The 22330-nt window shown below is 67.9% G+C and carries 25 protein-coding genes and 1 rRNA gene; 17 read left to right on the forward strand and 9 right to left on the reverse strand.

Features of this window, described 5'->3' with window-relative positions:
• Nucleotides 1-215 precede the first annotated feature (215 nt).
• From OG953_RS20070 to OG953_RS20095, 6 genes are all read right to left on the reverse strand, one after another.
• The gene (locus OG953_RS20070) at nucleotides 216-671 is read right to left on the reverse strand and encodes a hypothetical protein (protein WP_405685891.1); all 456 of its coding nucleotides are present in this window, start codon (nucleotides 669-671) and stop codon (nucleotides 216-218) included.
• A gap of 101 nt (nucleotides 672-772) precedes the next feature.
• Nucleotides 773-2563 (reverse strand): alpha/beta hydrolase, encoded by a 1791-nt coding sequence (locus tag OG953_RS20075; protein ID WP_405685892.1) that lies wholly within the window; start codon nucleotides 2561-2563, stop codon nucleotides 773-775.
• Nucleotides 2560-2964, reverse strand: coding sequence for a hypothetical protein (locus OG953_RS20080; protein ID WP_405685893.1), 405 nt, complete (start codon nucleotides 2962-2964; stop codon nucleotides 2560-2562). Before OG953_RS20080 ends, OG953_RS20075 begins: the two co-directional genes overlap by 4 nt.
• Before the next feature lie 282 nt (nucleotides 2965-3246).
• Nucleotides 3247-3897, reverse strand: a complete 651-nt coding sequence (locus tag OG953_RS20085) for a GNAT family N-acetyltransferase (protein ID WP_405685895.1) — start codon at nucleotides 3895-3897, stop codon at nucleotides 3247-3249.
• A gap of 72 nt (nucleotides 3898-3969) precedes the next feature.
• On the reverse strand, nucleotides 3970-4335 hold the full coding sequence (locus OG953_RS20090) for an iron chaperone (protein WP_405685897.1): 366 nt from the start codon (nucleotides 4333-4335) through the stop codon (nucleotides 3970-3972).
• A 9-nt stretch (nucleotides 4336-4344) separates the two neighbouring features.
• Nucleotides 4345-4827, reverse strand: a complete 483-nt coding sequence (locus tag OG953_RS20095; RefSeq protein WP_405685899.1) for an ATP-binding protein — start codon at nucleotides 4825-4827, stop codon at nucleotides 4345-4347.
• A 213-nt stretch (nucleotides 4828-5040) separates the two neighbouring features.
• Here OG953_RS20095 and OG953_RS20100 point away from each other — a divergent pair, with 213 nt between their 5' ends.
• The 6 genes from OG953_RS20100 (at nucleotide 5041) to OG953_RS20125 (ending at nucleotide 9231) form a co-directional block, all read left to right on the forward strand.
• Complete coding sequence (locus OG953_RS20100; protein WP_405685901.1) at nucleotides 5041-5892, forward strand: Scr1 family TA system antitoxin-like transcriptional regulator; 852 nt, start codon at nucleotides 5041-5043, stop codon at nucleotides 5890-5892.
• Nucleotides 5893-5903: 11 nt separating this feature from the next.
• Nucleotides 5904-6095, forward strand: coding sequence for a DUF397 domain-containing protein (locus tag OG953_RS20105; RefSeq protein ID WP_405685903.1), 192 nt, complete (start codon nucleotides 5904-5906; stop codon nucleotides 6093-6095).
• Nucleotides 6088-6336: a DUF397 domain-containing protein gene (locus OG953_RS20110; protein WP_405685904.1), complete on the forward strand. Its 249-nt coding sequence runs from the start codon at nucleotides 6088-6090 to the stop codon at nucleotides 6334-6336. The genes OG953_RS20105 and OG953_RS20110 overlap by 8 nt, the downstream gene beginning before the upstream one ends.
• A gap of 285 nt (nucleotides 6337-6621) precedes the next feature.
• Complete coding sequence (locus tag OG953_RS20115; protein ID WP_405691934.1) at nucleotides 6622-7188, forward strand: O-methyltransferase; 567 nt, start codon at nucleotides 6622-6624, stop codon at nucleotides 7186-7188.
• Nucleotides 7189-7319: 131 nt separating this feature from the next.
• Nucleotides 7320-7889 (forward strand): TetR/AcrR family transcriptional regulator, encoded by a 570-nt coding sequence (locus OG953_RS20120; RefSeq protein ID WP_405685906.1) that lies wholly within the window; start codon nucleotides 7320-7322, stop codon nucleotides 7887-7889.
• 136 nt (nucleotides 7890-8025) lie between these two features.
• A complete protein-coding gene (locus tag OG953_RS20125) occupies nucleotides 8026-9231 on the forward strand; it encodes an MFS transporter (protein ID WP_405685907.1) in 1206 nt (401 codons plus the stop codon).
• A 47-nt stretch (nucleotides 9232-9278) separates the two neighbouring features.
• Here OG953_RS20125 and OG953_RS20130 read toward each other — a convergent pair whose 3' ends face one another.
• Nucleotides 9279-9413, reverse strand: coding sequence for a hypothetical protein (locus OG953_RS20130; RefSeq protein WP_405685909.1), 135 nt, complete (start codon nucleotides 9411-9413; stop codon nucleotides 9279-9281).
• Here OG953_RS20130 and OG953_RS20135 point away from each other — a divergent pair.
• The 7 genes from OG953_RS20135 to OG953_RS20165 all read left to right on the forward strand — a co-directional run bounded on the left by OG953_RS20135 (nucleotide 9412) and on the right by OG953_RS20165 (nucleotide 17652).
• Nucleotides 9412-10095, forward strand: coding sequence for a DUF402 domain-containing protein (locus OG953_RS20135; protein WP_405685911.1), 684 nt, complete (start codon nucleotides 9412-9414; stop codon nucleotides 10093-10095). The genes OG953_RS20130 and OG953_RS20135 overlap by 2 nt on opposite strands.
• Before the next feature lie 284 nt (nucleotides 10096-10379).
• A complete protein-coding gene (locus tag OG953_RS20140; RefSeq protein WP_018101695.1) occupies nucleotides 10380-10688 on the forward strand; it encodes a hypothetical protein in 309 nt (102 codons plus the stop codon).
• A gap of 180 nt (nucleotides 10689-10868) precedes the next feature.
• Entirely contained in the window at nucleotides 10869-11744 is an 876-nt protein-coding gene (locus OG953_RS20145; protein ID WP_405685912.1) for a hypothetical protein, read from the forward strand.
• Complete coding sequence (locus OG953_RS20150; protein WP_405685913.1) at nucleotides 11734-13104, forward strand: hypothetical protein; 1371 nt, start codon at nucleotides 11734-11736, stop codon at nucleotides 13102-13104. Before OG953_RS20145 ends, OG953_RS20150 begins: the two co-directional genes overlap by 11 nt.
• Nucleotides 13101-14651, forward strand: coding sequence for an SCO6880 family protein (locus tag OG953_RS20155; protein ID WP_405685915.1), 1551 nt, complete (start codon nucleotides 13101-13103; stop codon nucleotides 14649-14651). Before OG953_RS20150 ends, OG953_RS20155 begins: the two co-directional genes overlap by 4 nt.
• A gap of 42 nt (nucleotides 14652-14693) precedes the next feature.
• Nucleotides 14694-16112, forward strand: a complete 1419-nt coding sequence (locus tag OG953_RS20160) for an ATP-binding protein (RefSeq protein ID WP_405685916.1) — start codon at nucleotides 14694-14696, stop codon at nucleotides 16110-16112.
• Between the two features lies 1 nt (nucleotide 16113).
• The gene (locus OG953_RS20165; protein ID WP_405685917.1) at nucleotides 16114-17652 is read left to right on the forward strand and encodes a type VI secretion protein; all 1539 of its coding nucleotides are present in this window, start codon (nucleotides 16114-16116) and stop codon (nucleotides 17650-17652) included.
• 24 nt (nucleotides 17653-17676) lie between these two features.
• On the opposite strand, the gene OG953_RS20170 is transcribed toward OG953_RS20165, so the two are convergent.
• On the reverse strand, nucleotides 17677-18237 hold the full coding sequence (locus OG953_RS20170; protein WP_405685918.1) for a GNAT family N-acetyltransferase: 561 nt from the start codon (nucleotides 18235-18237) through the stop codon (nucleotides 17677-17679).
• 149 nt (nucleotides 18238-18386) lie between these two features.
• On the opposite strand from OG953_RS20170, the gene OG953_RS20175 reads away from it, so the two are divergent.
• From OG953_RS20175 to OG953_RS20190, 4 genes are read left to right on the forward strand one after another with little or no spacing between them, the layout of a single operon-like run.
• Nucleotides 18387-19325, forward strand: a complete 939-nt coding sequence (locus tag OG953_RS20175; protein ID WP_405685920.1) for an ABC transporter ATP-binding protein — start codon at nucleotides 18387-18389, stop codon at nucleotides 19323-19325.
• Nucleotides 19322-20128 (forward strand): ABC transporter permease, encoded by an 807-nt coding sequence (locus OG953_RS20180; protein ID WP_405685922.1) that lies wholly within the window; start codon nucleotides 19322-19324, stop codon nucleotides 20126-20128. Before OG953_RS20175 ends, OG953_RS20180 begins: the two co-directional genes overlap by 4 nt.
• A 31-nt stretch (nucleotides 20129-20159) precedes the next feature.
• The gene (locus OG953_RS20185) at nucleotides 20160-21434 is read left to right on the forward strand and encodes a sensor histidine kinase (protein ID WP_405685923.1); all 1275 of its coding nucleotides are present in this window, start codon (nucleotides 20160-20162) and stop codon (nucleotides 21432-21434) included.
• Complete coding sequence (locus OG953_RS20190; protein WP_405685924.1) at nucleotides 21431-22096, forward strand: response regulator; 666 nt, start codon at nucleotides 21431-21433, stop codon at nucleotides 22094-22096. The genes OG953_RS20185 and OG953_RS20190 overlap by 4 nt, the downstream gene beginning before the upstream one ends.
• Nucleotides 22097-22160: 64 nt before the next feature.
• On the opposite strand, the gene rrf is transcribed toward OG953_RS20190, so the two are convergent.
• Nucleotides 22161-22277 (reverse strand): 5S ribosomal RNA (gene rrf, locus OG953_RS20195).
• Between the last annotated feature and the right edge of the window lie 53 nt (nucleotides 22278-22330).

Genomic DNA, 22330 nt, shown 5'->3' on the forward strand with positions numbered 1-22330 from the left:
TACTGCTAATTCTCGTATGCCAGACACGACGAGTCTCCCAGCTTGGTGAGTGGGCGCAGCGACAGTTCCCCCCGGTCTCTGTATGCGACCACACCAACACTGGGCGCGGCATGGGCCCCAGGGCCCAATGCAGGACTCAAAGTCCCAGGTGGCCAGCCTGCCCCTTACCCCCACCGACTGGCTTGATATGGGTCATTGGGGATGATGACGTGCCGTCAGGGCGCTCCGGCGGACCAGAAGTCGGAGCGGACGTTGGGGCGGGGGATGATCTCGGCGTCCGCGTAGCTCGGTCCGTTGGGTTTGGTGATCGGATCCGCGACCTCAGATTCCTTGACGCAAGGGCTGTCCACCTCGAAGAAGGCTTGCCCCTCGCCTCCGATGCTCAGGCTGACACCGAAGCCGTCCTTGGTCTGTGCGTAGATAGCAGGAAATTCGACATCCCTATTGACCGCCTTGATTCGGTATTCACTCTTTCGCCAAAACCGATCAACGAGGCCGAGGAGGCTCCCCCTACGCTCTCGTGAAACAATGGTCATGACCGTGCGCCGACGAGTCAAATCACAGCTTCCGATTGTTGTCGGACCGTGCGTCCATTGAACCTCTGGATGAATCTCCTCAAATACTTCATCGAGAATTACGTCGGCCCGATCCGCCGCGTCCTGCATATTCATGCCAGGCCTCCCCGTTCCGCTCAGTGGCAGCCCGCCACCCAAACAAGCAGATAATGCTACATTCATCAGAATGACAGCGATCACAATTGCAGCGATTCGTCTCACCGATGCTCCTCCACCTTGATTCTCTTCGAATGCCCCGAAGTGATCAGAGCGATATTGTCGGCAGACATGGAATCCCTACTGGGATCGAAGTAATGCGAATGCGCTTCCAGGCTGAATCCGTGACGGTTTACCAGCCGTGGCCCAGCGTCAACAGGGAAACGTCTTGCTCCGAACGCTTCGCTAGCCGGGTCTTTACCGAACCAGAGGTCGTCGTCCCCCTGATCGGCAATATCTCCCGCCACGTAACCAATCGCTGGGCCAGCAGCGATCGTTCCCGCAACGCCGACGACAGATTGCTGCTTGGAAGGAAGCTTGGTGACAATGTCATTCTCCGCAGCGCCAACGAATACGTGATCCTTTCCCACGCCGAGATCACTTGCGTGGTCTACACCGACACCAGGACTTCCGACCAGAATGATGTCGTCAACTCCCGGGATTCCGCCATTATGTTGCGTGGCCGCTCCCACTGTGCGCGACCCATACGAGTGACCAATAGCAGTCAAATGCGGATCTTCGTTCTCATTCGTGACTTCCAGTCCGGTCATAAACTCGCCGTATGCGAGCCCACCCTCCTCTGCTCTCTCATTACCCATCACGGCCAACCCTCCGAGCGGGTCGTCAATCGGCTGCTGCGGCGCGTCGTACCCAAGCCAGACAATCGCTGCACTGGATGCGTCGTATTTCCGAGAGCCAAGCGCCGTGTCCCGAGCCCGCTTCAGGTCATCCCGAGCAAATTCCTCGTCAAGGGATGTCCCCAACCCCGGCACATACGCCGAAACATTCCGAGCCGTATCCGGGTTCCCGAACGAGACAATCGCCCGCCCGTTCCCCTGATCCCCAATGCCGAGCAGAAACATCGGAGGCTGCCGCCCCTCCCGCAACTGCCGGTCGATCTCCCGCAGCCCCGCCAACTGCGTCTCCGCCTTCGCGTCGTCCCGCCCCTCCAGCTTCCCCATCAGCAGCTGCAGGTTGTCCCGGTTCGCCGCATCCCTCACCACAGCCGGAATGCCGTCCAAGTTGCCGATCTGGTCCGGGTACACCGCCAGGTACTCTTCGCGTTGTTCGTCCGTCAGGCCGGCCCACCAGGACTTCCGCTCGGCCGGTGAGGCGTCGCGGGGGATGCCGTCTTTCAGGTAGCCGCGTGCCGCGTCCCGTACCGCGGCCGCGTCGCCCGCCGCGTCGGTCCACGTGGCGTCGGGGACCTTCAGGCCCTCCTCGGCCCTCAACTTGCGCAAAATGCGGGCGTACCGCCAGTCGATCTCGGCCGCCGTCCGTACGGCCTTCGCCACCCGGTCCGCGATGTCCTGCGCCTTCGCCACGTTCGGGTTGGGCGCGACCAGGCCCGAAGGCGGCAGGAGGCCCGGCAACGAACCCACCGACGCCGTCCCGCCCGGCAGCGGCTTTCCGTCGATCAGGCCAGCGCCCGCCGCCGGATACGTCACCGAACCGTCCGCGTGCACGGTGAACTTCAGGGACTCCGCATCGTCCAGCGCCTCCCGCAACGCCCGTTGCTGGATGCGCAGCTCATGGGCCAGGCTGTTCAGCGTCGTACGGAGCAGACCGCACTCCGTGTAGACGTAACTCAGGTTCCGGCTCAGCTGCTTGAGCCGCCCGACCGCCGCGTCCGCCGCCGCGCCCCGCTGCGTACCGCGCAATCCGGTCAGGAGTTGCGTCTCGATGCGGTCCCGGCCCGCGTCGGCACGGTTGCTCGCCTTGCCCCACCCGTCGGCCGCACCCTCCAGTTCGCCGCATTTCAGGTCGCGTAACTGCGCCCAGGTGAGCATCATCGCGCCTCACCCCGACCCGACGACGCCACCGGCGCGAACGACGCCTTTACTGTCTCGTTCGTCTCGCCCTGGGCCCGGGCGACGGCCCTCAGCTTCCCGGCCAGCGCCCCGCACTCCCCCCGCGCGGCCTCGAACCGTCGCACCCACGACTCCCGTACCGATCCCAGCTCCGCCAGCGCGGTCAGACCTCCGGTCCCCGTGAGCAGGCCCTCGTGCGCTGTCTCCAGTTCCGACTTCACCGGGCCGAGGTGCGTACACATCCCCTCCGCACCACCGGCGGCCCGTAGCCAGACTCCGTCGCTGTGCTTCAGTACGTCCCTGCCGCCGCCACCCGCCTCGCCCGCCAGATCACTCAGCCGCTGCCGGCCCCCCGGCTGTCCCACCACTGCCACTCCGGCCACCCCGCTCCGTCCTTGATCGTGGAGCGGCACTGTGCCAAATCCCGTGCGGGCGACACGCCGCGCCCACACGCGCCTCAAGGCGTAATTCCCCCGCAGGCCCGGTACGCCAGGCTGTGCAGTTCACCCGAACGGGCGCGGCCGTGCCGCGCCGAGCCCGTTGACCGGATCCCGCCAACACGGGCATTCGTCCCATGTCGTGGGCTTCTGGAGCGAGTTGGCGGCCCCATGGGCATCGCAGGGGCCAGCAGCCGAGCTGATCACGGGAAAGGTGGCCGGGTCGCCTCAGGCCGTCGGCCCACCTGCGGGGTCGGTCGGTTCCGGGTCGGAGGACAGGCGGGCGTGCAGGTGCTCGTCGTGGTACGCGCCGTCGCCGAAGCGGTGGGAGTCGCGCAGCGTGCCCTCGGGAAGGTAGCCGCAGCGGTCGGCCACCCGGCAGGATGCCTCGTTGCCGACAGCGTGGGCGATCTCGATCCGGCGGGCGTCGGCCGTCCTGAAGGCCCAACTGGTCACCGCGCGAGTCGCTCTGGTGGCCACGCTCCTTCCACGGGCGGCCGGCAGCACCCAGTAGCCCATCATCGCCAAGCCGTCCGCACGGTCGACCCAGCGCACGGTGACATTGCCCAGCAGGGCACCGTCGGCAGCGCCCAGCACAGCGAAGGAGGCGACGCTGCCCCGGTCCCAGCCACCTTCGCGAACCTCCAGCAACGCCATGGCTTCGTTGCGGTCGGCTGCCGGGAAGGGATTCCAGAGGGCAATCAGCGGGTCCGCCGCGGCAGCGACCAGGCCGTCCAGCATCACGTCCAGCTCGGCGACTTCCCGGCCCCATGGGCGCAGCAGTACGTCTCCCAGGTCGAGCGTGGCGCGGACGAAGGTCCGCCGGTCGGCGGGGTTCTGGGCAGCGACCGGGGATATGGGGGTGGTGGAGGTATTCATGGCCGCCTTCTTACACAGCCCCCCGGCCCACCGCCAGCGAATTTCCGCCGGTCACGGGAGTGCCGAGCCCGCTCAGCAGACCTCGCCCGGCCCCGCCGCCGTCGCCCGGAGCAGCTCCCGCACCAGGTCGTAGTCGATCGCCTCCGTCCTACGGAAGCGCAGGCAGCCCTTCCCCATGTCCTGCCCGGCCAGCCGTTCCGCGAAAGCCTCACGCACGTCGCTGCGCATCAGGTAGAAGGAGATGTACTGCTTCTGCGAGGCGAACGCGATCTCCGCAGTGCCGTCCCGCTCGTACGCGGGCATCCCGTACGCCATGACCTCGTCGAACCCGGCCAACTCCGCCCGGCACAAATCCCGCAGCCTCGCCAGGGCGTCCCTGCGCTCCTCGGGCACCTCGGCCAGATACCCGGCCACGTCCTTCGCCTCGCTCTTCACCATGCAACGAGGCTATGCCCGCCCCGTACGTCTGTCGCCCGGCCAGCGATCCCCCTCGTCCTCCCCCTTGGCCGCGCACTCCACCCAGAGCAGTTTCCCGCCCTGCCCCGGCAGCCCGCCACGCATGGGGTACGCGCCCCAGCTCTCCGCGTAGAGGGTGACGAGGTAGAGCCCCCGCCCTCGTTCGGCGAGCTCCGCCGGGGCCTCGGCGCTCCATTGGAACGGGGCGGGGATGTGCGGGTTGGTGTCCCAGACGCTCAGCCGGATACGACTGCGCCCGGCGTCGCGCAGGCGCAGGGAGTACGCCCCCGAGGAGTGCAGGTAGGCGTTGGTGACCAGCTCGCTCGCCAACAGTTCGGCGGTCTCGGTGAGTTCGCACATGCCGTGTACACGCAGGATGGTGCGGAGGGTGGCGCGGGCCACGCCCGGGGCGCGGGGATCCTGCGGGAGTTGGAGGGTGTACGTCCAGGGCGGGGTTACCGTGGCACTGACCATGGAAGTCTCCGTTCACGGAGGGACGTTGAATCATGGGTTTGCGGTTACCCGGTGACGAGGCCGCTCCGTCGAGCGGGGTACTTCCGGGCGGGTGGCCTGAGTCAGAGATTAAGCTGCTGCAAGGATTGCTTGCAGCAGTTGAACGGAATCCTTGAGCTGAACCACTCGTGTGAGTGACATTCCAACTCGGCTGCTTTCAGGGGAGAGTTCGACATGGCAGGCAGGGCCGCCTCTACCGCACGTCGCGCACGGCTCGGCGCCGAGCTGCGCAAACTGCGGGAACGTGCCGGGATGACCACCACTCAGGCAGCCGACCTCCTGGGTACGAGCTCGGGGCAGCTCAGCAACATAGAGGTGGCGCGGTTCGGTGTGAGCGCCGACCGGGTACGGGTCGCGGCCCACACGTACTCCTGCACCGATCAAGCGCTGATTGACGCGCTGGTCGCCATGACAAGTGACCGCAGGCGTGGCTGGTGGGAGGAGTACCGGGAGATCCTGCCGCCCAAGCTGCTCGACCTGGCCGAGATCGAACACCACGGCACGGGCCTGCATGCGGCGCACAGCATCCACGTCCCCGGCCTGCTCCAGACCGTGGATCACGCCCGGGAGATCTACCGGCAGGCCGTTCCCGAATTGTCTCCACCGGAGATCGAGCACCGCGTCTCCTACCGCATCAAGCGACAGGAAGTGCTCTACCGGACGGACCCCGTCCCCTATCAGGCCGTCATTCACGAGGCCGCTCTGCGCATGATGTTCGGCGGTCCGAATATCGCCCGGGGGCAGCTCCAGCACCTGCTCAAAATGAGCGAGCTACCCCACACGACCATCCGCGTGATCCCCTTCGAGACCACGTACTATCCGGGCTCGGGTCAGTCCGTGTACTACGTACGCGGACCGGTGCCCGCACTCGATACGGCGCAGCTCGACCAGTCGCACGGGCCCGTGTTCATCGACGCGGAAGCCCAGTTGGCCCAGTACCGCCTGCTGCTCGAACGACTCGACGACGCGGCCCTGGACGTCGAGCGGTCCCGGGAACTCATCCACAGGGTCGCCCAGTGCCTGTGAAAGGAACCACGATGTCCGAACACACCTGGCAGAGGTCGTCCTACTGCGCACAGGGCGAAGCCTGCGTGCACGTAGCCGCGGCCCGTACCGGAGCAATAGAACTCACCGAGAGCGGTGACCCCACCGGATCGATACTCCGCACCACACCCGCCGCCTGGGCCGCCCTCGTACGCACCCTCAAGGAAAGCCGCCCCGATGACTGAAATCCCCACCGACCTCACCTGGATCCGCGCCGCTCCCGAGGACGAGGAGGGCCCCGGCCCCTGGATCGAGATCGCCTTCGGCCCGGACGAACTCGTATACCTCCGCGAGACCGGCGACCCCACCAACATCGTCACGACCACCCGCACGAAATGGGACGCCTTCACCAAGGGCGTCCAGGCCGGCGAGTTCGATCACTTCGCCGAACTCGCCGGCGGCCAGGACACAGTGGCACCGGCCTGACCGGAGCCGGCCCGCAGGCAGGACCGTATGCAGTTGGACAGCGTTGCGGACACGGGCGGTGGTGGTGACGCACCAGACCTCAAGACGAACGCGCCAGGGCAAAGCAGGACTTCCCGTACGTCGCCTTCGAAGCCGGGAGTCGGATGAGCCGCACCGGCCACGACGACCGGCGCGACGCCGAGTCGCTTTGACCAGGAAGGTTCGCCGGGTTCGGAATGGCGGAACTCCGCGCGGACGCCTCTGCCGGCGGATAGCGTCGTGTTCACGGCGAAGGAGGGCGAGATCATGGCAGAACGTGTGGTTCCGCCTCGCGTGGTGGCCGCAGAGCGTGTCGCCTCCGAGGCGGGATTCAAGAAGAGTTGCATCCCTGAAGTGGGCAGGTTGCTCAGGCTGGCCGCTGCTGCGAAACCCCACGGAATCATTGCGGAGAGCGGCACCGGCTCGGGAGTGGGAACCGCCTGGCTGCACAGTGGCCTTGGCGCCGGCGCACGCCTGGTTACCGTAGAGCGTGACGAGGAGCTGGCCCGTCGAGCGGCCGGTGTCTTCGAGGACGACGATCGCGTCAGCGTTCTCACTGGGGACTGGCGGCTGCTTGAGCAGCATGCCCCCTTCGACGTCTTCTTCTGCGACGGCGGGGGCAAGCGTGACGACCCCCAGGCGGTCGTCGAGCAGCTTGCTCCCGGTGGCCTTCTCATCCTGGACGACTTCACCCCCTCGCCCCATTGGCCGCCTCGTTTCGACGGCGAAGTGGATGAGCTCCGCCTGTTCTACCTCACTCATCCAGCCCTGGACGCCACTGAAATACTCACCACACCGGCCAGTTCAGCGGTTGTTGCGGCACGCCGCCTCTAGCTGTGGCGGGGCAGGACGTTGATGGCGCTCGCTTGCCGGCGTGCGGCAAGCCGATCGATTCTGGACTTCAGAATCCATAAAGCGTTACAGTGAGAAGCATGGGTAGGCCACGGTCATTCAGAGAGTCCGACGTGCTCGACGCGGCGGCGGGCGAGTTCCGCGTGCACGGCTTCGCCGACACGTCGACCGAGCAGCTCTGTGAAGCGGCGGGCGTGCGGCGCAGCAGCCTCTACAACGCCTTTACCTCTAAAGAGGAACTGTTCGTAAGGGCGCTGGAGCGCTATGTGAACGTCACCTGCGGCAGGCAGGAGTCGATCCTGACCGATGAGAAGCTCAGCGGCGCGGCACGCTTGGCCGACCTGCTCGGTCTCGTCATCGGCGAGGAGCGCAAGGCGGCTATCCGAGGGCACGCCGCTGGATGCATGGCGGTGGCCACACGCATGAATCCGGATCTGGGAGTGCGAGACGCTCGCGTCGAGCGGATCCTCGACGGGGCTCTGCAGCAGCAGATCGCGCTGCTCAGCCAGGCCCTCCGTGCGGGACAGCTCGATGGCACCTTGAGGTCGGACTTGCCGGTGCGGGAGGCTGCGCTGTCCGTCGTCGCCCTCATCTCTGGGCTGCGGGTCATGGCCCAGGCCGGCACTCGACCTGAAGAGCTCGACCGGATCGCACGACTGGCGCTTGGGGCGCTCGCGGCCTGAGCGTCACAGGCGGTCAAGCGTCAGCGTCCTTGTGGGCGTCACTTCCGTATGCCCTGATTTTGAATTCTCGAATACAAAACAATGGATTCTGCCGGTCGACACACGGACTCGTCGATCGGCGGAGGAAGGTCCTGAAGTGAAACGACAGCTCTATGTGCTCATGCTGACGATCCTCGTCGTGGTGATGAGCGAGCTCCAGATCGCCGGAATGATGCCGGCGATCGCCGACGACTTCGGTGTGAGCACCAGCCAAGTAGGCCTGTTGGTCTCCTTGTACGCCTTGGGCATGGCGATCGGAGGCCCGCTGCTCGCCTTCGTCTTCCGGCACAGCCCACCCAAGCGAGCCCTGCTGACCGTGGTCGCGGCCTACGCCGTACTAGAGGTGATGGTTCCGCTCGTGCACGCGTACTGGTGGGTGGCACTGGTCCGCATCCTGACCGGATGCCTGGCCGGTGCCGGGTTCGGACTATCGGTCACCTTCGGGGCACGCCTGGCGCCGCGTCCGGAGAAGATCGGTGAAGCAATCTCGGTCGTGCTCGGCGGAATCATGGTCGGGACCGTGATCGGCCTGCCCTTGTCCCACTTCATCGCCGGCCGGTGGGGATGGCAGTCCAGCTTCTACGTACTCGGGGCCGCCGCGTTCCTGCTGTTCGTGATCAGTACGGTCGCGCTTCCGCCTCTGGCGGCTGCCACTCAGGACGATGCCGCCCAGGACGTACGCAACCTGCGCTCACCCCGGTTGTGGTCTCGGTACCTGGTCAGCCTGCTCACGGTCGGGGCCGCCTACGCTTCCTTCTCCTACTTCACCCCGCTCCTTGAACAGAGCGCCGACTTCGCCACCGACACCACGACCCTGATCCTGCTGGGCTACGGCCTCTGCTCCTACGTCGGCAATCTGATCGTCGGCAAGTTCGCCGACCAGCACGCAGTGAAGGTGCTGCGGTTCGGGCACACGCTGCTGTTCGTCTCACTGGGGCTGCTGGCGCTGCGCGGCCATGTGCCGGCCGTGGCACTCGGGATGGTGCTCGTCGTCGGCCTCGCCGGGGTGACGATGAACCCGGCACTGGTCACCCGGGTGGCCGAAGTCGGTGGTGTCGGCAACCTGGTCAGCACCATGCACACCGCGGTCATCACCATGGGCGTCACCCTGGGGACCGCTATCAGCGCCATCACCATCAGCCTGTTCGGAGACGACCCCGCCGTAGCGATGTGGACCGGCGCGGCCTTTGCCGTCCTGGCCGCCCTGGTGCTCGCGACCCAGACCAGGCGGACGGCGAGCACAAGCCCGATCGTGGCGTCCCTTCCGGCCGGAGGCGAGCAGAGCGCAGAGGTGAAGTCATGACGTTTCAGCCCTCATACATCTAGCCAAGAAGGCTTGCAGGTTCTTGATCACGCCGTGAGGGCCGGTCTGCCGCCGGCCCCGTACGGAACGGTGCGTAACGGCCCCGTCCGGCCGAGGAGAAGCTCGTCGGCGACGAGCGTCAGCACATCGGGGCGGTGCACGGCCAGGGCCGGGGCTGCCATGGGCCAGGCGTCCCGCCATGTGTCCGGCCGCTCGCCCCCGGGCATGACCAACGGCATGAACGACGCCCCGGGCCGGATACTCCACTGGAACTTCTTCATCGGCGGCCACCTGAGCGCCTCGGTGCCCGTACGCCTCGTCGAGCGCACCGAGGCGGGCCAGTTGGTGTGGATGGAGACCGGCACGCCCATGTGGCGTACGAAGCTTCCGCGCGGGGCACACCTGCGGGACATCGCCCCGCACGACCGCCCGGCCGACGGGTACCCCGTGATCGCCGACCGGTGGCCCATGGGCAACGCGCTCTTCTACCAGCCCGCCGACGCCGCGCACTCCGTCCTCTGGCTCTTCAGCCGCAGACAGAAGTTCCGTGGCTGGTACGTAAATCTGGAGCGCCGGGTCCACCACGGCGACGACATCGACATCACCGACCACGAACTCGACATCAATGTGGCCCCGGACCGGAGCTGGCAGTGGAAGGACGAGCAGTCCTTCGCCGAGAAGACCGGCGACCCGGCCTACTGGTCGGCCGACGAAGCGTCAGCCATCCGAAGCGAGGGCACCTCGGTCGCACGGCTCGCCGAGGCCGGAACGTTTCCCTTCGACGGCACCTGGTGCGATTTCCGGCCGCCGCCGACCTGGACGACACCGCCCCGGCCACCCCTCCCACGCCACCCCCTGCTCTGACCAGCCACTGCGCTGACCAGCCCTGCGTAAGAGTCTCGGCCAGGGTGGCGGGATGACAGTCATTGCCCGGGGTCACCCTCCGTGATACACAGAGTAACCATACATATTCGGTCATACACCGATTCGATCCGCAGGTCAGGGCGGTCGGACCGGTCAAACGTGCGAGATCCGGGTAAAGAGAGCCGTCAAGCCGTCGTACGAGAGCAGTTTCATCAGCGAAGATAGAGAGCGACCCGTGTCGTGTGACAGGGGCAATGAACTACCCAACAGGGGCGGTGACTTACATGATCCTGGCAGCTGAAAAGGGCGACATCACCACCATCATCGGCGGAATCGCCCCGAATTGGGGGCCGTTCGGGACCTTGGGCAACGAGGCCCGCGTAATGATCGAGGTCGTGATGGCCATTGCCATCCTGCTCTGCCTCGGCATCGCGGTCTGGGGTGCGGCAAAGCAGCGCATCGGCGCCACGGCACTGCGCGACACATTCAGCGCGGAGCAGGGCAAGGGGCTGATCGTTGCCGGTCTGACCGGTGTGTTCATCATCGGATCGCTGGGCACCTTGTTCACCATCGTCTACGGGATGGCTGTCTGACCGGCTGTCATCCCATGTCAGGGGCAGTCCCGCCCACTCCCACATCACCCGTCCGTCGTGCCCCACCGGCAGAGGTTACGTTTCTCTGATGTCGAGTCACCACACCGCGCCAGCGCGGAAACCCGCACGGCTACCGTCGTACTACCCGGTTCAGGAAACGGTTGAGGGGGCGTACGCGGCATGAGCCTCGGCGACGAGAACGGCTACGGCAGCGGTTCAGGTCGTACGGACGATGGATACAGCACCATCGGCGGTACGCGCCAGACCCGTACCCGCCTCCCCGACGGCGAGGGCGGCGACGGCTACGGCACCCCCCGCCGCCCCGCCCGCAGCTCCCGCTCCCTCGTCACGGTGGTCGGCGTGGTCGTCCTTCTGATCGCGGCTATCGCGTTCGCGAACATGGGCGGAGGCGGCGGAGACGGCAGCGGCGGCGGCTCGGGGAGCGGGGGAAGCAAGCCGGATTCGTCGTCCACGGCGGCCACGGGGACGAAGCCGGTGACGGGGAAGAACGGCTCGATCCCTTCGGGGTTCGCCCATGACGAGCAGGGGGCGCAGAGCGCGGCCGCGAACTACTCCGTGGCGCTCGGCTCAGCCGACATGTTCGACAAGAGCAGTCGTCGCGCGATCGTCACCGCCGTATACGCCCCTGCGGTCGCCGCTGCCCGCCAGGGTGACCTCGACAAGGTTTACTCCGGTCAGGACTTCCTCACCAGCATCGGGCTGAACGCTGACGGCACTGCACCTGCCGGCCTAACCTTCATCTCACGCTCCAACCCGGCCGGCACCAAAATTGTGAAGTTCAACGGCGACACCGCAAGCGTCGCCGTTTGGTACTCAGCCCTGTTCGGGCTAGCCGGTGAAGGTTCCAAGAACCCCGTCTCCGAGAGCTGGTTCACCAACACCTTCGACCTGGCGTGGATCGACGGAGACTGGAAGATCACCGACTTCACGCAGAAGGACGGCCCCACCCCCGTCGGCCGTGACCAGGCTGCTTCCCCTGCCGAAGAGATGGCCAACGCCGTGGAAGAGTTCGGAGGGTTCACGTATGCCCGGTAAACGACCCAGCCGATCCCTTTCACTCGTGGCGGCAGCAACCAGCCTGCAGATCACTCTCGTCATGCTGGCCAGCCGCGCATTCGCTGAGCCCTCGCCGAGCCCGACGCCCAGTGCAAGCAACAACGCGTGCGACCTGATCCGCGGCCCCGCCAAGGACTACTGCGAAAACGGCGACGCAGGCGCCCCCAAAACCGACCCCTCCTCCACCCTCGACAACTCCCTGGACCCCCTCTCCTCCCTCGCCCGAGGCTGCGCCGACGCCGCCGCCTGGATGGTCGGCAATCTCAGCGAGGCCGTGAAGCAAACCGCGAACGTCGACTTCACCAACGAGACCTTCCGGCAGCAGTACGCGATCGTGTTCGCGGCCTCCGCCATCCTCACGCTCGTTCTGTGGCTGTTCGCCGTAGCCAAGCGCGCCATCCGTGGTGTCCCGTTCACCACCGCGATCTCCGAAGCCGTCGGATTCCTCTGGCTGACGGTCATCGCCTCAGCTTTCACCCCGCTCATCCTCTACGTGCTCGTATCCGCCACCGACGGCGTCAGTGACGTGATCGCCTCGGCCACGGGAAACAAGGCCGACGTCTTCTTCGGGTCGTTCGCCGAAGCGCTCAAGAAGGGCTCCGACATCGGCGGCGGGCCGATCATGCTGATCGTCGTCTCGCTCGTCTCGATCCTCGCCGCAGGCGTCCTCTACCTGGAGCTCGTCATCCGGGCCGCCCTCCTCTACGTCGGCGCCCTCCTCGGCACCGTCGTCTACGCGGGCCTCGTCGACAAGAACATGTGGGGCCATGTACGCCGCTGGGCAGGCATCATGATCGCGGTGATCATGGTGAAGCCGGTCATCGTCATCGTCCTCGGACTTGCCGGTGCGCTCTCCACCGACGACGGGCCGAACGCGTTCTCCTCCGTCGTGTCCGGCCTCGCCATCATCCTGCTCGCGATCTTCGCCTCCGCGATGATCTACCGGTTCGTCCCCGGCTTCGGCGACGAGATCCAGGGCGCCCGCACCAACCGCAAGCAGGCCACCGACGGCTCCCAGGCCGCCGCGATGATCAGCTCCCCTGCCGCTCTCGTCTCCCAGGGCATCAAGACCCACAGCAGCCGCAGCGGCCAGAACGGCGGCGACAGCGGCAGCGGCGGGGCCCGGCCCGCCAACCCGGTCAGCGGCGGTGTCGCCGCCCACAGCTCCCGCAACTCCGGCGGCGGGAGCGGAGCCGGCGGCGGATCTGTCCCCTCCGCCGCACCTCCGCCCCGCAGCGGATCGGGGCCGACCTCCGGCACCCCCCACGGCAGCCGCTCCCCCCGAGGTGGCGGATCAGGCAGTTCAGGTAATAACAGCACGGGAGGTGGAGGGCGTTGACGACTCAGTCCCACACGATCGCGCCCCGCCGTACGTATCTCATCGGCCGGGCCCGGCCGAACGCGATCGTCGGCAAGAACCGCGAGACCGGCGAGATCGCGCTGATCATCGCCGGTGCGTTCTTCGGCATGATGAGCGGACTGCTCGTCCCCTACCTGGCCCCACGGATCGTGCTGCTCGCGGGCTTCCCCCTCCTCGCCCTCGCGATCGTGTATCTCCCGTACAAGCACCGCACCCTGTACAAGTGGTTCGAAATCAACCGCAGCTACAAACGCACCCTGCGCCGCGGTACGACCTACCGCTCCGCCGCCATGGAGGCGGGCGTCGGCGCCGACGGGCGTGAGGTCGAGATCGGCCCGCCCCCCGGCATCGGCCGGATCAACTGGCTCGCCGCCCCCTTCGGCCCGGACGAGATCGCCGTACTCCTGCACGCCGACCGCCGCACCGTGACCGCCGCGATCGAGATCGAGGGCCCCGGCGTCGGGCTGCGCGACAGTGAGGACCAGGAAGCGCTCGTCGACCGGTTCGGCACGCTGCTGAAGCATGTCGCCAACGGCGACGGCTTCGTGACCCGCATTCAGATGCTTGCCCGCACCCTCCCCGCCGACCCCGACGCCCACGCCAAGGACGTCGCCCAACGCGGCGACAAGACGTCCCCGGGCTGGCTGCAGGAGTCGTACGACCAGCTGCAGTCCATGGTCTCCACCTCCAGCGAGCAGCACCGCGCCTACCTCGTCGCCTGCATGCACTACACCCGCGAGCTGGCCGCCGAGGCCAATGCCATGGCCCGTGCCGCCCGCCCCCAGGCCGGCCGCAAACTGGACCGGGACGCGGGTCTCGCCGTCGTCATGGCGCGCGAACTCACCGATATCTGCGCCCGCCTCGCCGAGGCCGACATCCGGGTGCGCCAGCCGCTCGGCCAGAGCCGGCTCGCCTCCCTCGTGCATTCGATGTACGACCCCGACCACCCCATCGACCACATCCAGGCCATGACCAAGCGCAACGCCTGGCCCGCCGAACTGGACGCGGTCGAACCGACGTTCCTCCAGGCCAAGACCCGCGAGTCGGCCACCCGCGCGCCCTGGTGCCACTCCACGGCCTGGGTGAAGGAGTGGCCGATGACGCCCGTCGGCGTCAACTTCCTGGCCCCGCTGCTCGTCCACACGCCCGATGTGATCCGTACGGTCGCGGTCTGCATGGACCTCGAACCCACCGAGATCGCCATCGAGCGGATGCTCACCGAGAAGACCAACGACGAGGCGGAAGCCAGCCGTCAGGCCAAGATGAACCGCACCGTCGACCCGCGCGACATCGCCGCGCACGGCCGGCTCGACCAGCGGGGTGAAGATCTCGCGAGCGGCGCGGCCGGAGTGAACCTGGTGGGGTACATCACCGTGTCCTCGCGTTCACCCGAATCCCTGGCCCGCGACAAGCGGACGATCCGGGCCTCGGCCGGAAAGTCGTATCTGAAACTGGAGTGGTGCGACCGCGAGCACCACCGCGCCTTCGTGAACACCCTGCCGTTCGCCACCGGCATCCGTCGCTAACCGAAAACAACCGAGAGAAACGAGAGGGAGGTCGGTCACGCCATGCGAGATCCGCTGTCCGCGCTGTCGGACGCCTTCACCGCCTTCCTCTTCGGGAAGGTGGAGACGACCAGGCTGCCCGTCCGTACGTCGACCGGACAGGCCCAGGCCGTCTACCTGCCCACCGCGGCCCCCGGCCTCGGCGACTCCGGCGTGATCATCGGCCGCGAGGTGTACTCCGGCAAGGGCTACATCTACGACCCCTTCCAGCTGTACGGACAGCAGCTGCCCGCCCCGCACTGGCTGGTGCTCGGCGAGTCCGGCAACGGCAAGTCCGCGCTGGAGAAGACGTACGTGCTCCGCCAGCTCCGCTTCCGCGACCGCCAGGTCGTCGTCCTGGACGCCCAGGGCGAGGACGGCGTGGGCGAGTGGAACCTCATCGCCCAGGAGCTCGGCCTCACCCCGATCCGCCTCGACCCGACCTCCGCGCTCAACGGCGGCATCCGGCTCAACCCGCTCGACCCCACGATCACCACGACCGGCCAGCTCGCCCTGCTCCGTACGATCATCGAAGTCGCCATGGGGCACGGCCTGGACGAACGGTCCGGCTTCGCGCTGAAGGTCGCCCACGCGTACGTCAACGAGACGATCAACGACCGGCAGCCGGTCCTGACCGACATCGTCGACCAACTGCGCCACCCGGAGCCCGAGTCCGCCGAGGCGATGAACGTCGACATAGATGACGTACGGGCCTGGGGCCTGGATGTCGCCCTCGTCCTGGACCGCCTGGTCGACGGTGACCTGCGCGGCATGTTCGACGGACCGACGAGCGTCGGCATCGACCTCGACGCCCCGCTGATCGTCTTCGACCTGTCGCACATCGACCGGAACTCGATCGCGATGCCGATCCTGATGGCGATCGTCGGAGTCTGGCTGGAGCACACCTGGATCAGGCCCGACCGGAAGAAACGCATCTTCCTGGTCGAAGAGGCCTGGCACATCATCAACTCGCCCTTCGTGGCCCAGCTCTTCCAGCGCCTGCTGAAGTTCGGGCGCCGACTGGGTCTCTCGTTCGTGGCCGTCGTCCACCACCTCAGCGACGTCGTCGACGGAGCGGCGGCCCGCGAGGCCGCGGCGATCCTCAAAATGGCCTCGACCCGCACGATCTACGCCCAGAAGGCCGACGAGGCCAGAGCCACGGGACGCGTACTCGGCCTGCCCCGATGGGCGGTCGAGATCATCCCGACCCTCACCCCCGGCATCGCGGTCTGGGACGTCAACGGCAACGTCCAGGTGGTCAAACACCTGATCACCGAGGCGGAACGCCCCCTGGTCTTCACCGACCGCGCGATGACCGAGTCGTCCGCGACCGACCTCCTCCCGGAGGACGTACGCGCCGCCGAGCTGGAGGCGGAGCAGCGCGCGGCACGGATCGAGCACCAACAACGACTGAACGAGTCGTCCGAGTCAACGGTGGCATGACATGGCAGGGCGCGGCGAGGTACGTACCGGCGGCAGCGGAGGCGGCGGCGGCATCCCGGACGGCCTGCTGATCGGCCTGCTGGCCTTCCTGCTCGGGCTGACGCTGCTGGCGTGGACGGCCACCGGCCTGGCCGGACTGTTCACGCACGGGGCCTGGCCGGAGGGGGTCACCCTCGCCGAGACGCCCCTGGCGATGCGACAACTCGTCACCACACCGCACGACATCCCGGCCGCCTGGCCGAACACTCCGGCGGGCGAGCTCTCCGGGTACGGACTGTTCTGGGGCCTGTTCATAGGCGAACTGATGGTGCTGCTGGTGCTGACAGTCTTCGTGATAGGGGTCGTGACCCGTTGGCGGCTGGTACGGGCACAGCAGCGGAGCAAACGGTACGGGGACGAGGACATGCCCGTACCGTCCCAGCGGCAGGAGCCCCGGCCCGAGGCCCAGAACCCACAGCAGACCGAGCCGCAGCCAACGCCAAACCCGGAACCGGAGCCTCGACCGACGGCCCACTCCCCAAAGGCCGCGCCCGTCCCCGCACCCGCACCCGCACCCGCACCCGTGGAGCACACCCCGCCCGAGCCCGCCCTCTCCGCGCTCCCCTCTCCCCGTATCCCCCTCGTCGTCTACGGACCGGCCGCCACCCGCCGCCCCACCGTCGTGCAGGCGATCCAGGAGGCCGACGGGCCCGCGCTCGTCGTCACCTCCGACCCCACCGTCTGGGCCGAGACGAAGGACGCCCGCGCCAAGCTCGGCCCGGTCCTCGTCTACGACCCGGGCCACCTCTGTGACACCCCGGCCCGCCTCCACTGGTCCCCCACGGCCGGCTGCGAACAGCCCGACACGGCCGCCGCCCGCTCCACCTCACTTCTCGCCCCGGTCCGGCCGCAGGCCCGGATCGACGCGACGACGGCCGACACCGCGGAAACGCTCCTGAAGTGCTGGCTGCACGCCGCCGCCATCGACGGCAGACCCTTCCGCCAGGTCCACCGCTGGGCCCTCGGCGGCAGTGCCCACGAACCGGTGCGCCTGCTCCGTACCCACCCCAAGGCAGCCTCCGGGCTCGCCGGCGTGCTGGAGTCCGCACTGACCGCCCACCCCGAACGCCGCGAGATGGCACAGGAGCTGACGGTACGGGCCTTCGCCGCACTCTCCTCGGTCCACATCCGCAATGCCTGCACACCGAACCGGGCCGATTCGCTGGCGCTGGATTCTTTTGCGGGCGAGGGGGGCACCCTTTACGTGGTGGGTGAACCGATCGAGGATCCCCGCTCGGGTCCCGGAGCAATGCCCCTGCTCACGGCACTCGCCTCACACGTGGTCGAGCACGGCCGCCGCATGGCCGCACGGTCAACCGACGGTCGGCTCGACCCACCAATGACGCTCGTACTCGACGACGTCGCCGCGGTGGCGCCCCTGCCCCGGCTCCCGGAGCTGCTGTCGACCGGCCAGGCCCAGGGCCTGCCGACCCTGGCCCTTCTCCGCTCCCAGGAACAGGCCCGCGCCCGCTGGCCCCAAGACCTCACCGGCTCACGCTAGCCGGGCGAACCCGGCGCCACGCACCTACACCGGCCGCCCCACCGCATACTCCAGCTCCCGAGCAGACGGGTCGTCCGGCACAGGCACCGACTCCCCGGTGGCCATAAAACCGATCCGCCGATAGAGCGCCGCAGCCCGCGCATTGTCCTCGTGCACATACAGCCGCACCCGCTCGATCCGCGGCTCCACCAGCGACCACGCCCAGTCCGTCCCGGCCCGGAACAGCTCTTCGGCCAGGCCCTCGCCCCGTGTCTCAGGCCGTACGAACACGCCGACCACATGTGCCTGGTGGACGTCGGCCGCCTCCCCGAACCGCACGTCCGCGTCCGGCCGCTCGATCAGCACGGTGACGCTGCCGTCCCACCGCCCGTCGGGCGCGACGGCGACGAACTGCCGCACTTCACCGCTCCCGGCCTCGGACGCGCCGAGCACCCGGTCCTGCCAGAACGCGTCGGGCTGGGCCGCGCCCTGCGCGTACGTCTCCAGAAAGGCCACCGGCGCAGCCGGGTCCTGCAGCGCCGCCAGCCGCAACTCCTTGACCAGGGGCCATTCGTCGGCGCGTACGGCTCGAATCACATGTTCCATCCGCCGATCCTTCCCTTCCCCACCCGACCTGCGCAAACAACATCCACGGCCCCCGACCGCCCCCGCGTCGTACCCCGGTACTACACGCACCGTCACATCCCGCCCCAGGTCCGACGCCCGCGGCGCGCCCGCTCCGTAGCGTCGACCGCATGATCAGGGCATACGAACTCACCAAGAGGTACGGAGACACCACCGTCGTCCAGGACCTCGACTTCACGGTCCGGCCCGGCACCGTCACCGGATTCCTCGGTCCGAACGGCGCCGGGAAGTCGACGACGATGCGCATGCTGCTCGGCCTGGACGCCCCCACCTGCGGCCGCTCGACGATCGGCGGACGGGCGTACGCCGCCCACAGCGCACCCCTCACCGAGGTCGGCGCGCTCCTGGAGGCCCGCTCCGTCCACCCCGGCCGGACCGCGTTCAACCACCTCATGGCGCTCGCCCACACCCACGGCATCCCGCGCAGCCGCGTCGAACACGTCCTCGACCTGGCGGGCCTCACCGCGGTCGCCCACAAACGGATCAAAGGCTTCTCGCTCGGCATGGGCCAACGCCTCGGCATCGCCGCGGCACTGCTCGGCGACCCGGCCACCCTCATCCTGGACGAACCGGTCAACGGCCTCGATCCTGAGGGCGTGCTGTGGATCCGTAACCTGCTCAGATCCCTTGCCCAGCAGGGCCGTACAGTCCTCGTCTCCTCGCACCTGATGAGCGAGATGGCGCTCACCGCCGACCATCTGATCATCGTCGGCCGCGGCCGGCTCCTCGCCGACACGACGGTCGCCGATTTCGTGGCCACTGTGGGCAGCGCCTCGGTCAAGGTCGTCACCCCGCAGGCCCACGCCCTGCGCGAACTCCTCACCGGCCCCGGCATCGAGATCACCGCCGCGCCGGCTGCGGCCCCCGACGAACTGGAGATCCGCGGTACGGACGCGGCACACATCGGCCGCACCGCCGCCGCCCACGCCATTCCCCTGTACGAACTCACCCCGCAGACCGCCTCCTTGGAACAGGCCTTCATGGACCTGACCCAGGGGTCGGTCGAATACCGGATCACCACCCCCGAACCGACCGGAGCCCTCGCATGACCGCCGCGGTAAGCCACCCGAACCAACGCCCGAACCGCCCGTACCGAGTCACCACCACCCGGGTCCTGCGCTCCGAATGGCACAAACTCCGGTCCCTGCGCTCCTCCTGGATCACTCTGATCTCGGCGTCCGCCCTGGTTCTCGCCGTAGGCGTGGTCATGGGCACGACATACACCTCCGACGGCGGCGATTCCGACGTCGACACGGTGGTCCTGGTCCTCTACGGCTCGGTGCTCGGTACGTTGTGCACCGTGGTGCTCGGCATCCTGGTGACCGCGGGCGAGTACTCGACGGGCCTGATCCGCGCCTCGCTCACCGCGGTCCCGCGCAGGCTCCCGGTCCTGTGGGCGAAGGCGGCAGTCTTCACGGTCACCGTTTTCGCGGTCATGTTCGCCACCGACCTCCTCACCTTCGCCGCCGCCCAACTCTTCCTCCACGACACCGACCAAGCGGCCTCGCTCAGTGACCCGGGCGTATTCGGCGCGGTCGTCGGCAACTCCGCCGGCATCACCCTGCTCAGCCTGATCGCGCTCGGGCTCGGCGCCCTGATCCGCTCGGTTCCGGGCGCGATCGGCACCTTCATCGGAGGCGTGATGATCCTGCCGGAGGTCCTCTCCATGCTTCCGTACGACGCGGTGAAGAGCGCCGTCAAGTACTTCCCCACCCAGGCGGCGGGCGCCCTCGGCTCAGCAACCCCGCTCCCGGGCGAGGCCCCCGCGAGCGGGGCCCTGCTCGCCCTGTGCCTCTGGGCCGGGGCGACCTTGTGCGCGGCCGCCCTGCTGCTGCGCCGACGCGACGCATGACGCCGGGGCCGCCGACCGCGAGGATGGACGGGTGACGGGCGAACACAAGGACCGGGCTTCGGGCACCACCGCGCTGACGGGGCACATCCAGCGCCTGCTCCAGCGCGTCCGCGCATTCGACCTGCGCCGGCCGATGGTCTGGAACGGGCTGCTCACCACGTTCTGGGTGATGTTCGCCGTACTCGACTTCACCTCCGGCGGCTGGCGCACCGTGGCCCGCGATCCGCGCGCACCCGAACCACTGGTTCTGCTGATGAGCGTGGCGTTCTCCGCACCGCTGCTGTGGCGCCGCACGCATCCGCTGGCCGTGCTGGCGTTCATGACCCCGTTCTCCCTGGCCAATGTCTGGACGGGGGCGATCGTCCAGGCCGCCTACCTGCAGGAAATCGTCGTCTTCAACATCGCACTACGGCTGCCCATGCGGGCCCTTGCGTGGGCGGGCGCCGTGGTGACCGCCCCGCTCGTGGTCGGCACGCTGCGCTTCCCGCACGGCTGGGACGTACTGTTCGTCCCCCACCTCTGGGCGTTCGCGTTCGCGTCCCTGCTGGGGATCGTGGTCCGTACGCGCAAGGAGTACACGGAGGCCCTGGTCGACCGCGCCCACCGGCTGGAGCTCGAACGCGACCAGCAGGCCCGGCTCGCGGCAGCCGCCGAACGGACCCGTATCGCCCGGGAGATGCACGACATCATCGGCCACAACCTGTCCGTCATCACGGGCCTCGCGGACGGCGGCGCCTACGCGGCGGCCAAGAGCCCGGACCGGGCCGCCCAGGCCCTGGAAGCCATCGGCACCACGAGCCGCCAGGCCCTCACGGAACTCCGCCGCCTGCTCGGCGTCCTGCGCGACCACCCCACCGAGGCCGACCGCGCCCCGCAGCCGACCCTCGACGACATGGACACGCTCCTCACCGGCGTACGAACAGCGGGCCTCCCCGTACGCCTGCACATCCGCGGTAGGCCACCGTCGTCCCCGCCCACCGCAGGACGCCAGCTGACGGTCTATCGAGTGGTGCAGGAGGCCCTGACGAATACGCTGAAGCACGGCGGCACGGACCCGTCACCGACCGCGGAGGTCACTCTCACCTACCGAGCGACGGAGCTGGAGGCCCTGATCACGGACACGGGTACCACCGGTGGTGGACCCGAGGGCGGCGGGCAGGGAATCACGGGGATGCGCGAACGGGCGTCCCTCTACGACGGCACACTCGAAGCAGGCCCACTACTGCCGAAAGCCACCGCCACAGATTCAGCCGCGGTCGGCTGGCGGGTTCGGCTCCGACTTCCCCTGGAGGACACACCCTCGTGACGACAGTGCTCATCGCGGACGACCAGCCGATGCAACGCTTCGGCTTCCGCATGCTGCTGGAGAGCCAGGACGACATGACCGTCGTCGGCGAGGCCGCCAACGGCCACGAGGCCCTGAGCCTCGTCTCCCAGCACCATCCGGACGTGGCCCTGATGGACATCCGTATGCCACTCCTGGACGGCATCGAAGCCACCCGCCGCATCATCAGAGCCGGCGCCCGTACCCGCGTCCTCATCGTCACGACGTTCGACCTCGACCGGTACGCGTACGACGGCCTCCGCGCCGGCGCCAGCGGCTTCCTCATCAAGGACGCACTGCCGGAGGAACTCCTCTCCGGCATCCGAGCTGTGGCAAGCGGCGACGCAGTGGTCGCCCCCAGCCTCACCCGCCGTCTTCTGGACGCGTATGTGCAACACCTGCCGACCGTTCCCGGCGGCCCCTCCACCCTGGACGCACGCATCGCGTCCCTCACCGAACGGGAAAGGGAGATCCTCACGGTCATCGGCCAGGGCTGGACCAATACGGAGATCGCCGAGCGGCTCCACCTCGCCGAATCAACGGTGAAAACACACGTCACGCGCATCCTCGCCAAAACGGGATCCCACGACCGCGTACAGGCAGTCATCCTGGCCTACGACACCCACCTGGTCACCCCCGCCTGACAGCAAAGAGGGGTGAACGCAGAAAAGCCCCGCACCAGAGGTGCGGGGCTTTCCCGTAAAAGGAGTTCGGCGGCGTCCTACTCTCCCACAGGGTCCCCCCTGCAGTACCATCGGCGCTGAAAGGCTTAGCTTCCGGGTTCGGAATGTAACCGGGCGTTTCCCTAACGCAATGACCACCGAAACACTATGAAATTAACCAACACCGGAACACAACACGGCCGTTCGTTATTTCAG

The organism is Streptomyces sp. NBC_00057 (assembly GCF_045041165.1).
In the GTDB taxonomy this organism is placed as follows: domain Bacteria; phylum Actinomycetota; class Actinomycetes; order Streptomycetales; family Streptomycetaceae; genus Streptomyces.

Excerpts from the sequence above, each read along its gene's own strand:
- OG953_RS20110 (WP_405685904.1), top strand. The coding sequence starts at position 6,088 with ATGACTGAAATCCCCACCGACCTCACCTGGATCCGCGCCGCTCCCGAG.
- OG953_RS20075 (WP_405685892.1), bottom strand. The coding sequence starts at position 2,563 with ATGATGCTCACCTGGGCGCAGTTACGCGACCTGAAATGCGGCGAACTG.
- OG953_RS20085 (WP_405685895.1), bottom strand. The coding sequence starts at position 3,897 with ATGAATACCTCCACCACCCCCATATCCCCGGTCGCTGCCCAGAACCCC.
- OG953_RS20105 (WP_405685903.1), top strand. The coding sequence starts at position 5,904 with ATGTCCGAACACACCTGGCAGAGGTCGTCCTACTGCGCACAGGGCGAA.
- OG953_RS20130 (WP_405685909.1), bottom strand. The coding sequence starts at position 9,413 with ATGGCAGCCCCGGCCCTGGCCGTGCACCGCCCCGATGTGCTGACGCTC.
- OG953_RS20145 (WP_405685912.1), top strand. The coding sequence starts at position 10,869 with ATGAGCCTCGGCGACGAGAACGGCTACGGCAGCGGTTCAGGTCGTACG.
- OG953_RS20135 (WP_405685911.1), top strand. The coding sequence starts at position 9,412 with ATGGGCCAGGCGTCCCGCCATGTGTCCGGCCGCTCGCCCCCGGGCATG.
- OG953_RS20140 (WP_018101695.1), top strand. The coding sequence starts at position 10,380 with ATGATCCTGGCAGCTGAAAAGGGCGACATCACCACCATCATCGGCGGA.
- OG953_RS20165 (WP_405685917.1), top strand. The coding sequence starts at position 16,114 with ATGGCAGGGCGCGGCGAGGTACGTACCGGCGGCAGCGGAGGCGGCGGC.
- OG953_RS20100 (WP_405685901.1), top strand. The coding sequence starts at position 5,041 with ATGGCAGGCAGGGCCGCCTCTACCGCACGTCGCGCACGGCTCGGCGCC.
- OG953_RS20160 (WP_405685916.1), top strand. The coding sequence starts at position 14,694 with ATGCGAGATCCGCTGTCCGCGCTGTCGGACGCCTTCACCGCCTTCCTC.
- OG953_RS20095 (WP_405685899.1), bottom strand. The coding sequence starts at position 4,827 with ATGGTCAGTGCCACGGTAACCCCGCCCTGGACGTACACCCTCCAACTC.
- OG953_RS20175 (WP_405685920.1), top strand. The coding sequence starts at position 18,387 with ATGATCAGGGCATACGAACTCACCAAGAGGTACGGAGACACCACCGTC.
- OG953_RS20180 (WP_405685922.1), top strand. The coding sequence starts at position 19,322 with ATGACCGCCGCGGTAAGCCACCCGAACCAACGCCCGAACCGCCCGTAC.
- OG953_RS20070 (WP_405685891.1), bottom strand. The coding sequence starts at position 671 with ATGAATATGCAGGACGCGGCGGATCGGGCCGACGTAATTCTCGATGAA.
- OG953_RS20090 (WP_405685897.1), bottom strand. The coding sequence starts at position 4,335 with ATGGTGAAGAGCGAGGCGAAGGACGTGGCCGGGTATCTGGCCGAGGTG.
- OG953_RS20170 (WP_405685918.1), bottom strand. The coding sequence starts at position 18,237 with ATGGAACATGTGATTCGAGCCGTACGCGCCGACGAATGGCCCCTGGTC.
- OG953_RS20150 (WP_405685913.1), top strand. The coding sequence starts at position 11,734 with ATGCCCGGTAAACGACCCAGCCGATCCCTTTCACTCGTGGCGGCAGCA.
- OG953_RS20115 (WP_405691934.1), top strand. The coding sequence starts at position 6,622 with ATGGCAGAACGTGTGGTTCCGCCTCGCGTGGTGGCCGCAGAGCGTGTC.